Consider the following 13,962-nt stretch of genomic DNA (forward strand, 5'->3'; position numbering starts at 1 on the left):
GATCTGCGCGTGGCCGACGCTACCGAGACCCCGTTGCCCCGCGACTACCGCCATGTTTCGCGTTCGTGTCGTCCGAATGAGACACCGCGCGCGCGGCGTCCCGTTCGGGATGCCGGGAGGTTTCACACGGGCGAGACCGCCGGGCAACGACGACGGTCCACGGTGGGGGGAAACGTCCCGCCCGCCCGAAGGGAACCCCATGACCCAGCTCGAATCTCCGGGAGTCGAGGCATCCGCGAAGCGGACGCTGTCCGGCTCCCTCGGCGCCACCGCCATCGTCTTCATGGTCGTCGCCGCCGCCTCACCGCTCACCGTCATCGGCGGCGCCGCGCCACTCGGCATCCTGCTCGGCAACGGCGCGGGATTCCCCGCGCTCTACGCCATCAGCGCCGTCATCCTGCTGCTCTTCGCCGTCGGCCTCGCGGCGATGTCGCGTCACATCCCGAAGCCCGGCGCATTCTTCACCTACGTCGGTTACGGGCTCGGTCGCTCCAACGGCCTCGCCGCCGCGTGGCTCGCGATGCTGACGTACACGACCATCCAGGTGTCGGTGTACGGCTACATCGGCTTCATCCTGAGCTACACGCTGGAGACCTACACCGCCGTCGCCCTGCCCTGGTGGCTGTTCTCGCTGCTGGTCATCGGGCTCGTCGGCATCCTCGGCTACCGGCACATCGACCTCTCCAGCAAGGTGCTCGGGGTCCTGCTGATCGCCGAGGTCGGCGTCGTGGCCGTCCTCGTCGCCGCAGTCGTCTTCTCCGGCGGCGCGGACGGCCTCAGCCTCGCCCCCTTCGAGCCCGCGAACGTCGTCAGCGGGTCGCCCGGTGTCGGGCTCATGTTCGCGATCGCCGCGTTCATCGGCTTCGAGGCCACCGCGATCTTCCGCGACGAGGCGAAGGACCCCGACAAGACGATCCCGCGCGCGACCTACATGGCCGTCATCGGCATCGGCCTGTTCTACACGCTGGCCTCGTGGGGTCTCGTGATGGCGTGGGGGCCGGATGCCGTGCTCGACGAGGCCGCGGCCGATCCCGGCAGCCTCATCCTCCGCACGATGGCCGCCTACCTGGGCGCGACCGGCGAGATCATCACCAACGTCCTCCTGATCACGTCGATGTTCGCGTGCGTGCTGTCCTTCCACAACGTCGTCACCCGCTACCAGCACTCGATGGCCGCCGCGGGGGTCCTGCCCGACAAGCTGGCCTCGGTCCACCACGCGCACCTCTCGCCGCACGTGTCCTCCGTCGTGCAGACCGGGACGTCGGTCGTCCTCATCGCCGTGTTCGCGCTGTTCCAGCTCGACCCGGTGCTCGCGGTCTTCACCTGGTTCGCCGGCGTCGCGACCCTCGCCATCGCGATCCTCATGGCGCTCACCTCGGTCGCCGTCATCGTCTACTTCGTCAAGACGCGTAAGGACACCCGGCTCTGGAACACGATCCTCGCGCCGGGGCTCGGCTTCCTCGGGCTCGTGCTCTCGGCGGCCCTGATCATCGCCTACTTCCCGATCATGGTGGGCGATGTGGATGCCGAGGGGGCGCCGGTCTTCGGCGGCCTCAGCTGGTTCCTGCTCGCCCTCGTCGTCGTCTTCCCCGTCGCCGGCTACCTGCAGGCCGCCTGGATCAAGGCCCGCCGGCCCGCCGCGTACGCCAAGCTCACCGACTCGATCGCCGCCTGAAGCCCCACCGCAAGGAGAACCACCCATGAGCATCACCGACATCCAGTCCACCGCCGCCCACACGGCACCGCCCGCCCCCGCGCACCCGCTGTCCTCGCTCACCGCGGCGGAGCTCGAAGCCGTCCGCGCCGTCGTGCTCGCGCTGCCGGAGACGACCGACCGCACCCGGTTCGCCTACGTCGGGCTCGAGGAGCCGCACAAGGCGGAGGTCCTCGCGTGGGAGGCGGGCGGGGCGCTGCCCGAGCGGCGCGCCCGCGTGCAGGTGCTCGACCTGACGACCACGCGCTCGTCCGACCTGGTGGTCTCCCTCGCCACCGGCGAGGTCGTCTCCGAGACGGTCCTGGACGGCACGGCCGGTCAGCTGCCGATCCTGGACGCCGAGTTCGAAGAGGTCGAGCTCATCGCGAACGCGGATGCCGGCTGGATCGCGGCGCTCGCCGCCCGGGGCCTCACGACCGACGACGTCGTGCTGGTCCCGCTGTCGGCCGGGCACTACGGCTACCCAGAGGAGGAGGGGCGCCGCATCCTCCGCACCTTCGCATTCCAGCAGTTCCACCCCGCCGACCACCCGTGGGCGCACCCCGTCGACGGCCTCACGGCGTACATCGACGTCGCGGACCGGAAGGTCATCCGCATCGTCGACACCCCCGGGTTCGAGGTGCCGCAGACGAGCGGCAACTACGACGACCCGGAGCTGCAGGGTGCACCCCTGGAGGGGCTCAAGCCGATCGTCATCACGCAGCCCGACGGCGCGAGCTTCACGGTCGACGGGGAGCACGTCACGTGGGGGGAGTGGGACCTGCGGATCGGGTTCGACACCCGCGAGGGTCTCATCCTGCGCCAGCTCACCTTCGCCGGCCGCCCCGTCATGTACCGTGGGTCGATCAGCGAGATGGTCGTGCCCTACGCCGACCCCGCACCGAACCGGTTCTGGCAGAACTACTTCGACACCGGCGAGTACCTGTTCGGCCGGTACACGAACGAGCTGGAACTCGGTTGCGACTGCGTCGGCGACATCACCTACCTCGACGCCGTCCTGGCCGACGAACTGGGCGCCCCGCGCACCGTCCGCAACGGCGTGTGCATGCACGAGGAGGACTTCGGCTCGCTCTGGAAGCACACCGACATCTTCACGGGGGCCAGCGAAGTGCGCCGTCAGCGCCGCCTCGTCATCTCCTTCTTCACGACGGTCGGCAACTACGACTACGGGTTCTTCTGGTACCTCTACCTCGACGGAACGATCGAATGCGAGGCCAAGCTCACCGGTATCCTGTTCACCTCGTCCTACCCCGGGGAGGACTACCCGTTCGCGTCGCAGGTCGCGCCGGGACTCGGCGCGCCCTACCACCAGCACCTCTTCTCGGCCCGCCTGGACATGACCGTGGACGGCCTCGCGAACGTCGTGAACGAGATCGACGCCGTGCGCGTGCCGATCTCCGAGGCCAACCCGGCAGGCAACGCCTTCACGAAGCAGGTGACGCCGATCACGTCGGAGCTCGTGTCCGGCCGTGTCGCGGACGGCGCGGTGAACCGCGTGTGGCAGGTCGCCTCCACCGAGAAGACGACGTCGATGGGGCAGCCCACGTCGTACATGCTCTTCCCGACCGAGACGCCCGTGCTGCTCGCCGACGACACGTCCTCGATCGCGTCGCGCGCCGCGTTCGCGACGAAGAACCTCTTCGTCACGAAGTACGACCCCGCCGAGCGGTATGCGGCCGGCGACTTCGTCAACCAGCACCCGGGCGGCGGCGGCATCCCCGCCTTCATCGCGGGGGACGAGCCGCTCGTCGGCGAGGACCTCGTGCTGTGGCACACGTTCGGCCTGACGCACTTCCCGCGCAACGAGGACTGGCCGGTCATGCCGATGGACTACGCCAAGTTCACGCTGAAGCCGTACAACTTCTTCGAGCGCAACCCCACGCTGAACGTGCCGGCGCCGGTCTCCGACCACTGCTCGGCGGGGACGGCGGGGTCGCACGCCGTCGCGGGCGACCACGACCACCACGCCGGTCACGGGTCGCACGGTCACGGGTCGCACGATCACGGCGCGCACGGCCACTGAGCGCATGGCCGACCTGCTCCACCTCTGGGCGCTCGCGCCCGCCACGCTCGGCGCGTGCTGTGTCGCCGCCGACCGGGGGCGGGCGCGGGCGCCCGAGCTCGTGGCATCCGTCCTGATGGTGCTCGCCATGACGGATGCCGCGACCGGCTCGGGCGTGCTCGCGCCGGTCCTCTGGGCGGCGCTGCTCGTCGTCGCCGCGATGGCCCTCGCGGCCGTGCGCGGTCGGCGCCGGTCCGCCGCGGCGCATCCCGCGCCGGCGATGAGCGTCATGACGACCCTCGGGCTCGTCGTGATGGCCGCGCTCACCGTCGCGATGGGCGTCCACGGAACGGGCCACGCCACCGGACACGCGCACGGGGTCGGCGCTCCCGGCCTCGCGCTGGGCGTCGGCGCCGTCACGGCCGCCTACGTCGGCGCCGCGGGCGTCCTCGCGGTGCGCGGGATGCCGTGGCTGGATCGCGTCCAATACGCGGCGATGGGCGCGTCGACCCTGCTCATGGGGCTCGCGGCCCTCGTCTGACCCGGGGCCGAGCTCGGCCCCGGGCGTGGCTCCGGGAAAGGTGTCAGCTCGCGCCGCCTCGACCCGCGCCAGGCGGCACAAGCTGCCACCTTCTGCGCGCTGCACCCTCATGGCCCTGGGAAAGGTGTCACTTCGCGCCGCCTCGAGTCGCTCGACGCGGCATGAGCTGTCCCTCCTCGCGTGGGGCGTCCTCGCGGCCCTGGAAAAGGTGTCAGCTCGCGCCGCCTCGACCCGCGCGAGACGGCGCGAGCTGCCCCCATTTGGGCGCCCGCCCCGCCGACGCGAACCTCCCGAGGCCCGCGGCCACAGCATCCGTAGTTGAATCGGACCATGCGAGCCACCTACATGTTCGGCGCGGGTGACGTCCGCGTCGTCGACGCCCCCGATCCGACCATCGAGCAGCCGACCGACGCCGTCCTCCGGGTCGCAGCGGCCTGCGTGTGCGGCAGCGACCTGCATCCGTTCCACACGATGCCGGTGCGTGAGCGCGGGTCCTCGATGGGGCACGAGATGATCGGCGTCGTCGAGGAGATCGGCGCCGACGTCCGCACGGTGAAGCCCCGCGACGTCGTCATCGTGCCGTTCGTCTGGTCGTGCGGCGAATGCGACTTCTGCCGCGAAGGGCTGCAGACCTCGTGCCGCTTCGGGCGGCAGCGCACCGGCGGCGCGCAGGCGCAGTACCGGCGCGCGCCGCTGGCCGACGGGACGCTGTACCGCCTCGACGTCGACGAGGACGACGAGCGGATGCCGGGACTCCTGACCCTCAGTGACGTCTACGGCACCGGCTACCACGCGGCCCTCACCGGCGGCGCGGGCCCCGGGAAGACGGTCGCGGTGATCGGCGACGGCGCCGTCGGCCTCCTTGCCGTGCTGTCGGCGCGGCAGCTCGGCGCGGAGCGCATCATCCTGATGGGGCGGCACGACGCGCGGACCGACCTCGGCCGCCGCTACGGCGCGACCGATGTCGTGGCGGCGCGCGGCGACGAGGGAATCGCGGCGGTCCGCGACCTCACCGGCGGCGACGGGGCGCACGTCGTCGTGGATGCCGTGGGCCACCTGCCCGCGTACGAGCAGGCGCTCGGCATCGTCCGCGACGGCGGGGCGGTCAGCCGCGTCGGGGTCCCGCAGTACACGTCCGGGCCCATCGGGCGGACGCAGTTCGATCGCAACATCACGATCACCGGCGGCGTCGCGCCCGTCCGGGCGTACATCGACCGGCTGCTGCCCGGCATCCTGGACGGCACGGTCGACCCGGGCGCCGTGTTCGACCGCGAGGTCGGGCTCGAGGAGATCCCCGAGGCGTACCGGCTCATGGATGCCCGCGAGGCGCTGAAGGTCCTCGTCCGGCCCTGAGTCGCGGCATCCGCCTCCATCCGCTCGGCATCCGCTCGGCATCCGCCCTTCATCCGCTCGGCATCCGCCCCCCACCGTGCGCCGGGCACGGGCGCGGCGTGCCGTCCGGGAGGAGATGTCACGTCGGGAGGATCACCTGGTCCGTGGCAGCCTCCCGAGGCGTCATCTCCTCCGGAACCGCCCACCCCGCCGCCCGCGGAGCGATGCGGGGCGCCGCCACCCCTGCGCGTCGCGCCGTCAGCCCTGCGCGTCGCGCCAGGAGTGCTGCGGCTCGTACCCCAGCAGACGCCGCGCCTTCGCCGTCGAGAACAGCGAGTCGTTGACGCCCACATCGCCGCGCACCTCGACGCCGGGGAAGACCTCGGCGATCAGCTCGGCGTTCGGCCGGGTCATGACGGTGTCGGCCGCCGCGATGAGGAAGCGGTCGAAGCCGGCGGGGGCCACCTCCAGCGCGCGCAGGATCGCCTGGGCGCCGTCGCGCGCGTCGATGTAGCTCCACAGGTTCCACTTCCGCAGGCGCGGGTCGGCATCGAACGCCGGGAACTCCGCGTAATCCTCCGGCACCATGACGTTGGAGAACCGCAGCGCCGTGATCGACGCCTGCGGATGCCACCGCACGAGCTCGATCGCGAGCTGCTCCTCGAGGTGCTTGACCAGGGAGTAGACCGACTCGGGGCGCGCCGGGTAGTCCTCGTCGACGGGAACGTACGGCGGGGGGACGTCGAACGGCAGCCCCTGGACGGTCTCGCTGGATGCGTAGACGATCCGCGTGATGCCCAGTCGCAGCGCCGCCCAGAAGACATTGAAGGTGACCGCGATGTTGTTGTGGAAGGTCGCGACGTCGGCGCGGATGCCGGGGGCCGGGATCGCCGCCAGATGCACGAGCGCCTCGACCCCGTCGTGCTGATCGCCCACAGAGGTGAGCGCGTCGACGACCTGCCCGTAGTCGGTGAGGTCGACCTGAACGAAGCCCGGGCCGCGCAGGCCCACGGCGTCGAGGCCGATCACCTCATGGCCTGCGGCTCGCAGCTCGCGGACGACGACGGTTCCCAGCTTGCCGGAGGACCCGGTGACGGCGATGCGCATGCCTCCAGCGTGGCACGCCGCGGCGTGCCACGGGGTGTGACCGGTAACCTCGGCCACATGGGACAGCGGAGCGGCACCGAGCGCGTGGGCATGCGCGAGGTCGCGGCGCGCGCCGGCGTCTCGACGCAGACGGTGTCGCGCGTGATCAACGAGCATCCGCACATCCGGCCTGAGACACGGGCGCGGGTCGAGCAGGCGATGGCCGACCTCGGCTACCGGATGAACAACGCGGCCCGCTCGCTCGGCACCTCGACGACCCGCACCATCGGGGTGCTCGCGTCCGACTCCGACCTGTTCGGCCCCGCTGCCGGCATCGCCGCCCTCGAGGCGGCCGCGCGGGCCGCCGGCCGCTGGATCTCCACGGCCTACGCAGACGGTGCCGAGCCCGCTGCCGTCGGTGCGGCCGTCGACCACCTGCTCGCGCAGGGCGTCGACGGGATCGTCGTGGTCGCGCCGCACACCGCGACGCTGCGCACGCTCGGCGACAGCGTGCAGGGGGTTCCCCTCGTCGTCCTGCAGGGCGGCGCGGGCGAGGCCCCTCAGGTGGACGGCGCGGCCCTCGCCGTGGATCATCTCGCGCAACTCGGCCACCGTCGCATCGCCCGCGTCGCGGGACCGGCCGCATGGCACGAGGCGGGCCTCCGCGACCGCGGCATGGACGACGCCCTCGCCCGCCACGCGCGGACCGGCGCGGGCCGCTGGGAGGGTGACTGGTCGGCGGCCGGCGGGGCGGCGCTCGCCTCGGAGGTCGCCGCGGCCGTGCGCGCGCCGGACGGTCCGACGGCGGTCGCCGTCGCGAACGACCAGATGGCGCTGGGCCTCATCGCGGGGCTGTTCGATCTCGGGGTGCGCGTGCCCGCCGACGTGTCGATCACGGGGTTCGACGACAACCCGGATGCCGGCTTCTACCGGCCCGCGCTCACGACGGTGCGCCTGGACATCGCGGGGGAGGCGCGTCGCTGCATCGGCGAGCTCGTCGCGCCGGGGACGGCTGCCGCCGCGGCCCCTCCCCGCCTCGTGGTCCGGGACTCCACGGCGCCACGCTGATCCGCACCGCCTGCGCTCTGGCATCCATCGTGTGTTACCGGTAACATGTCGATCGTCCCCTCGTCACGAACCAACGGAGGCACCGTGACCGCAGCATCGCCCGCACACGACGCGATCGTCGCGGGGCGCACCGCGCTCGGCATCGAGCTCGGCTCGACCCGCATCAAGGCCTGCCTCATCGACGTCGACGACCCGGCGACCGTCCTCGCGATCGGCGTGCACGAGTGGGAGAACGTCTTCGCCGATCGCCGGTGGACCTACCCGCTGGATGCCGTCTGGTCGGGCCTGCAGGCGGCGTACGCCGATCTCGTCGCCGACGTCGAGCGCCGCCATGGCGCACGCCTGGAGACCATCGGAGCGATCGGCGTCTCGGCGATGATGCACGGGTACCTCGCGTTCGATGCGGCGGGCGAGCTGCTCGTGCCGTTCCGGACCTGGCGCAACACGGACACCGGAGCCGCCGCCGCCGAGCTCAGCGATCTCTTCGGGGTGAACATCCCGCTGCGCTGGTCGATCGCCCACCTCCGCCAAGCCGTGCTCGACGGCGAGCCGCACATCGCGGACCTCGCGTCGTTCACGACCCTCGCCGGGTACGTGCACCGGGAGCTCACGGGGCGCCGCGTCCTCGGTGTCGGCGACGCCTCCGGCATGTTCCCGATCGACCCGGCGACCGGCGACTACGACCGGGATCTCGTGCGCCGCTACGACGATCTCGCCGCCGGCTCCACCCCGCCGCTGCGCGACCTCCTGCCCGAGGCGCTCGTCGCGGGCGCGGACGCCGGCACACTCACCCCGGAGGGGGCCGTCCTGCTCGACCCGACCGGCGTGCTGCGGCCCGGCATCCCGTTCTGCCCGCCGGAGGGCGACGCCGGCACCGGCATGGTCGCGACGAACGCCGTCGCCCCGCGTACCGGCAACGTCAGCGCGGGGACGAGCATCTTCGCGATGGTGGTTCTGGAGCGGCCGCTGCGCGGCGTGCACCACGAGCTCGACGTCGTCACGACGCCGGCCGGCGACCCCGTCGCGATGGTGCACTGCAACAACGGCGCGAGCGAGCTCGCCGCCTGGGCGGGGCTGTTCGGCCGGTTCGCGGAGGCCTCCGGGTCGCCGGTCTCGTCCGACGCCGTGTTCGACGTGCTGTTCCGCGAAGCGCTCGACGGCGACGCGGATGCCGGCGGGCTCCTCGCGTACAACCACCTCGCCGGTGAGCCGATCGCCGGGCTCGACGAGGGGCGGCCGCTGTTCGTCCGCACCCCGGACAGCCGGCTGACCCTCGCGAACGTCATGCGCGCCCAGCTGTACGGCGTCTTCGGGACGCTCGCCCTCGGCATGCGCGTGCTCGCGGAGGAATCCGTCGCGCTCGACCGGATGACGGCGCACGGCGGGCTCTTCCGCACCGCCGGCGTCGCCCAGCGCTTCCTCGCGGGGGCCCTCGATGCCCCCGTGGCCGTCGGCGAGACGGCATCCGAGGGGGGCGCGTGGGGGATCGCCGTCCTGGCCGCCTTCCGCCTTTCCAGCGGCACCGACCTCGGCGCCTACCTCGACGACCGGTTCTTCGCGGGTGCGCCGATCGCCGTCGCCGACCCCGACCCCGCCGACGTCGCGGGATTCGCCGCCTACCTCGACCGCTACCGCGCCGGGCTCGCCGTCGAGGCGGCCGCCGTGGCATCCCTCTGACTCACCCCTATCGAAGGAACACGCATGCCCCTCTCATCCTCCCTCGACGGCTACACCGTCTGGTTCGTCACCGGCAGCCAGAACCTGTACGGCGAAGAGACCCTCCGCCAGGTCGCGGAGCAGTCGCAGGAGGTCGTCGCGGGCCTCGACGGACTGCCCGTCCGCGTCGAGTGGAAGCCCGTCCTGAAGGACGCCGACTCGATCCGCCGGCTCGCGCTCGAGGCCAACAGCGACGACAGCGTCATCGGCGTGATGGCCTGGATGCACACCTTCAGCCCCGCGAAGATGTGGATCGCCGGGCTCGACGCGCTGCAGAAGCCGCTGCTGCACCTGCACACGCAGGCGAACGTGGAGCTGCCCTGGGCCGACATCGACTTCGACTTCATGAACCTCAACCAGGCCGCCCACGGCGACCGCGAGTTCGGCTACATCCAGACGCGCCTCGGCGTGCCCCGCAAGACCGTCGTCGGGCACGTGTCGAACCCCGCCGTCCGGCAGCAGATCGAGGACTGGCAGCGCGCCGCCGCCGGCCGCCAGGCCGCGCGCACGCTCAAGCTCGCCCGCTTCGGCGACAACATGCGCTACGTCGCCGTCACGGAGGGCGACAAGACGGAGGCCGAGCTGCGGTTCGGCGTGCAGGTCAACACGTGGGGCGTCAACGAACTCGCGGATGCCGTCGCGCAGGCCACCGACGCGCAGATCGACGCGCTCATCGAGGAGTACATCGCGGCCTACGACGTCGCGGAGGAGCTCCTGCCCGGCGCTGCGCGGCACCAGTCGCTGCGGGACGGCGCCGCGATCGAGGTCGGGTTGCGCTCCTTCCTCGAGGACGGCGGGTTCGGGGCGTTCACGACCTCGTTCGAAGACCTCGGGGAGCTGAAGCAGCTGCCCGGACTCGCGGTGCAGCGCCTCATGGCGGAGGGCTACGGGTTCGGCGCCGAGGGCGACTGGAAGACCGCGATCCTCGTCCGCGTCGCGAACGTCATGGGCGCCGGCCTCCCGGGCGGTGCGAGCCTCATGGAGGACTACACCTACGACCTCGTCGCGGGCGACGAGAAGATCCTCGGCGCGCACATGCTCGAAGTCGCGCCGTCGCTCACGACCGCCAAGCCGCGGCTGGAGATCCACCCGCTCGGCATCGGCGGCAAGGACGACCCGGTGCGCCTCGTCTTCACCGCCGACCCGGGCCCGGCTCTCGTCGTCGCGATGAGCGACATGCGCGACCGGTTCCGGCTCGTCGCGAACGTCGTGGAGAACGTCGCCGCCCCCGACCTCCCGCAGCTGCCCGTCGGTCGCGCCGTCTGGAAGCCCGCCCCCGACTTCGCGACGTCCGCGGCGTGCTGGCTGACCGCCGGCGCCGCGCACCATACCGTGATGACGACGGCCGTCGGGATCGAGGTGTTCCGTGACTTCGCGGAGATGGCCGGGACGGAGCTGCTGGTGATCGACGAAGACACGACCGTGCGCGGATTCCAGAAGGAGCTGCGCTGGAACCAGGCGTACTGGCGTCTGGCGCAGGGCCTGTGAGCGGCTCGGCGACGCCGGTCTCCGGCACGGCGTACGAGCTCCGGTCGGGCGGCTACGCGGCGACGGTCGCGAGCGTCGGCGCGTCGCTGCGCCGGCTGACGCACGCCGGCCGCGACCTCGTCGTGCCGTTCGGCGCCGACGAGGTGCGGCCCGGCTACCGCGGCGCGACGCTCGCGCCGTGGCCGAACCGGGTCGTCGACGGGCGGTACACCTTCGACGGGACGTCGTACCGGACGGCGCTCACCGAGCCGGAGCGCGGCCACGCCCTGCACGGCCTCGTCGCGTGGCTCGAGTTCGGCGTCGTGGCGCAGGGCGAGGACGAGGTGACGCTCGCCGCCGACATCGTGCCCCAGACCGGCTACCCCTGGCGGGTGCGCGTCGAGACGACCTACCGGCTTGACGCGGCCGGGCTCACGCAGACCGTGCGGGCGACGAACGAGAGCGCGGGCACGGCGCCGTTCGGCACCGGTCCGCACCCGTACCTCGTGGCCGGACCCAGCGGGCTGAACGCCTGGTCGCTGGAGCTCCCCGCCGCCCAGGTCCTCGACGTCACGCCCGACCGGCTCGCCCCTGTCGCGCTGCACGCCGTGGACGACCTCGACGCGGACCGCTTCGACTTCCGTGCCGCGCGGACGCTCGGCGCCGTCGAGATCGACCACGCGTACACGGAGCTCGCCCGGGACGCCGACGGCACCGCCACGGTCCGGCTGACCGACCCCGCCGGCGGCGGCGTTCAGATGACGTGGGGCGCGGAGTGCCCCTGGGTGCAGGTGCACACGGCCGACCTGCCCGGTGGCCCCGCGCAGCCGGGGCACCGCGGCGGCCTCGCCGTCGAGCCGATGACGTGCGCCCCGGACGCCTTCAACGCCGACCGCTACGACTACGACGCGGGACTGCTCACGATCGCTCCGGGCGCAACGGCGACGGCATCCTGGCGGATCTCGGTGCTCTGAGCCTGCGGCCCGCCGGCGGCGCCCCTGACCCGCACGGCAATCTGCAGGATGCGGTGTGACGCACGGGGCGGATGAGCGGTCGTCCGCCTCATCCGTCACCGTCGATCCTGCAGTTTGCAGCGGGCCGTGCCCAGGACCGTGCCGATGACCACGGGGAGAGGGGCGGCAGGCCGCTGCCGTCACTCGATCCCCGTGGTCACCCTCGCGAAAGCGAGCCCGACGGACCACGCCGCGCATCCCCCAGTGCGGAGCGCGGTCTTCGTCATCGGGTGTTCGGAGCCCTCTCCGCATCGGATGGGGCCGACCGAAGGCTTCACGGTAGGCGGGGTGCAAGCAGCGGGCAGGGGGCTTGCCACGGCCTCCGGACCCTGCTATTCCGCCGCGCCGCCCACCGGGGTCGTCGTGTCGATCGCGTCGCGGAGGGGTCGCCGCATCGCGGCCCAGTATCGCGTCGGCGTGATCCGCGTCAGCACGTCGACGAGGCGAGCTTCACGCCCGATCATCGTCCGCGCGCGGCGCCTGATCGTGGCGTCGACGATCTTCGCCGCGGCGTCGGCGGGCTCGGTGTGGTACATCCTCGCCTGCGCCTGTGCGGCCCGATCGGCGACCGCCGGGTCGATCGCCGCGGCATAGCGTCCGCGGAGGATGATCCCGGTCTTCACCCCGGCGGGGTACACGGCGCCGACCGTGACGGTCGACCCCTCGAGCTCGTGGCGGAGTGCCTCGGTGAACCCGCGGACGGCGTACTTGCTCATCGCGTACGGGATGCGCCCCGCCGGTGCCGCGAGCCCGTAGATCGAGACGAGGTGCGTGATGTGCGCGGCGGGGGCGCGGCGCAGCGCGGGCAGCAGCGCCTGCGTGATGTTGACCGTGCCCCAGAGGTTCACGTCCATGAGCCAGCGCATCTCCGCCATCGTGAGCTGGTCGATGCTGCCGAGCATGGACGAGCCGGCGCAGGTGATGAGGGTCTGCACGTGCGGGTGGGATGCCGTGATGTCGGCCGCAGCGGCCGTCACGGCCGCGTCGTCCGAGAGGTCCACCACGTGCGTCGTGTGGCCCGTGCCGGGCAGGGATGCCGACACCGCCGCGAGGCCCGCCGCATCCCGGTCGACGAGCGCGAGCCGCGCCCCGCCGGCCGCGAGCCGGCGGGCGACTTCGGCGCCCATGCCGGCGGCTGCGCCGGTGACGACGCTCGTCGCGCCGGTGACGTCCAGTCGTGGCATCCGTACCCCTGTTCTCGATTTGTTCCGTCTCTACCGTCGATTCTGGCCGACGCCCTTCCCTAGGATCGAGGGGAGGGGGACCCGTGGCCGAGAAGCAGCAGCGCGTGCGCACACGCGACGTCGTCGCTGAGGGGCTGTACATCGCGTCCGCGGCGACCCGGCTGAGCTTGAAGAACAGCATCCTCGTGCACATCCTCGCCGAGGGGGAGGACTTCGACTCGGAGCGGTTCCTCCCCGATGCGCGCGCCGCGCTGCTCGCGCTCGCCGACGAGGCCGAGGAGGATGCCGCGCGCGCCGAGCGCGACCGCAAGGCGGCCCGCGGGCGGCACACCGACTCCGACGGCACGCACGACTATCGCAGCCGCGACATCCGCAACCTCCGCCGCCGCCGCAAGCAGTCGCAGCACGTCGCGCGCGAGCTGCGCGCGCGGGCCGAGGACGAAGAGGAGCTCGGCAAGCTCATCGCGGACGCGCGGGAAGCGGCGTGGCACGAGGTCGCCGGCAACATCGACCGGACGCTGCGCATCGAGGCCGCGCGGCCCGACCTCGAGCCCGACTACGACCGGATGCGCATCGCACGCATGCAGGCGCTGCGCCTCGTCGACCTGCCGAAGCTGCGCGCGCATCGGCGCAGCGTGGAGAAGCAGTCGGCGCTGCGCGAGAGCGGCGTGGAGCCCGAGGTCATCCACGATGGCGACGCCCCCGCCGGGGGATTCGACCCCGCCGAATTGGAGTAGGCGGCCCTCGATTCGGAGGATCCGCCGGTCTGGGGTATTCTGGTCGCTGGCCTTGCGAGAGCAAAGACCATGCGCCCGTAGCTCAATGGATAGAGCATCTGA

General features: G+C 72.4%; 11 protein-coding genes. 9 read left to right on the plus strand and 2 right to left on the minus strand.

Going from position 1 to position 13,962, the window contains the following annotated elements:
- The first annotated feature begins 199 nt into the window (after positions 1-199).
- The 4 genes from MSA03_RS08430 (at position 200) to MSA03_RS08445 (ending at position 5,610) form a co-directional block, all read left to right on the plus strand.
- The gene (locus MSA03_RS08430; RefSeq protein ID WP_028497204.1) at positions 200-1,675 is read left to right on the plus strand and encodes an APC family permease; all 1,476 of its coding nucleotides are present in this window, start codon (positions 200-202) and stop codon (positions 1,673-1,675) included.
- A 25-nt stretch (positions 1,676-1,700) separates the two neighbouring features.
- A complete protein-coding gene (locus MSA03_RS08435) occupies positions 1,701-3,737 on the plus strand; it encodes a primary-amine oxidase (RefSeq protein WP_147050418.1) in 2,037 nt (678 codons plus the stop codon).
- Positions 3,738-3,741: 4 nt separating this feature from the next.
- Positions 3,742-4,257, plus strand: a complete 516-nt coding sequence (locus MSA03_RS08440) for a hypothetical protein (RefSeq protein ID WP_147050420.1) — start codon at positions 3,742-3,744, stop codon at positions 4,255-4,257.
- A 330-nt stretch (positions 4,258-4,587) separates the two neighbouring features.
- Entirely contained in the window at positions 4,588-5,610 is a 1,023-nt protein-coding gene (locus tag MSA03_RS08445) for a zinc-binding dehydrogenase (protein WP_028497205.1), read from the plus strand.
- A 237-nt stretch (positions 5,611-5,847) separates the two neighbouring features.
- Here MSA03_RS08445 and MSA03_RS08450 read toward each other — a convergent pair whose 3' ends face one another.
- Entirely contained in the window at positions 5,848-6,696 is an 849-nt protein-coding gene (locus MSA03_RS08450) for an NAD-dependent epimerase/dehydratase family protein (RefSeq protein WP_147050422.1), read from the minus strand.
- A 57-nt stretch (positions 6,697-6,753) separates the two neighbouring features.
- Between MSA03_RS08450 and MSA03_RS08455 the strand changes: the two genes are divergently transcribed.
- Genes MSA03_RS08455 through MSA03_RS08470 form a run of 4 tightly spaced genes read left to right on the plus strand, consistent with a single transcriptional unit; the run spans position 6,754 to position 11,900 of the window.
- Positions 6,754-7,743: a LacI family DNA-binding transcriptional regulator gene (locus MSA03_RS08455; protein WP_147050424.1), complete on the plus strand. Its 990-nt coding sequence runs from the start codon at positions 6,754-6,756 to the stop codon at positions 7,741-7,743.
- Positions 7,744-7,788: 45 nt separating this feature from the next.
- Complete coding sequence (locus MSA03_RS08460) at positions 7,789-9,420, plus strand: xylulokinase (protein ID WP_147050425.1); 1,632 nt, start codon at positions 7,789-7,791, stop codon at positions 9,418-9,420.
- Between the two features lie 24 nt (positions 9,421-9,444).
- A complete protein-coding gene (araA, locus tag MSA03_RS08465) occupies positions 9,445-10,947 on the plus strand; it encodes an L-arabinose isomerase (protein WP_147050427.1) in 1,503 nt (500 codons plus the stop codon).
- A complete protein-coding gene (locus tag MSA03_RS08470; protein ID WP_147050429.1) occupies positions 10,944-11,900 on the plus strand; it encodes an aldose 1-epimerase family protein in 957 nt (318 codons plus the stop codon). Before araA ends, MSA03_RS08470 begins: the two co-directional genes overlap by 4 nt.
- A 371-nt stretch (positions 11,901-12,271) precedes the next feature.
- Here the strand turns inward: MSA03_RS08470 and MSA03_RS08475 are convergent, their stop codons facing one another.
- Positions 12,272-13,123, minus strand: coding sequence for an SDR family NAD(P)-dependent oxidoreductase (locus MSA03_RS08475; protein ID WP_147050431.1), 852 nt, complete (start codon positions 13,121-13,123; stop codon positions 12,272-12,274).
- An 83-nt stretch (positions 13,124-13,206) separates the two neighbouring features.
- On the opposite strand from MSA03_RS08475, the gene MSA03_RS08480 reads away from it, so the two are divergent.
- Positions 13,207-13,860, plus strand: a complete 654-nt coding sequence (locus MSA03_RS08480; protein ID WP_028497212.1) for a hypothetical protein — start codon at positions 13,207-13,209, stop codon at positions 13,858-13,860.
- Positions 13,861-13,962: the final 102 nt, after the last annotated feature.

The sequence above is a fragment of the Microbacterium saccharophilum genome (genome assembly GCF_007992455.1).
GTDB lineage: Bacteria > Actinomycetota > Actinomycetes > Actinomycetales > Microbacteriaceae > Microbacterium > Microbacterium saccharophilum.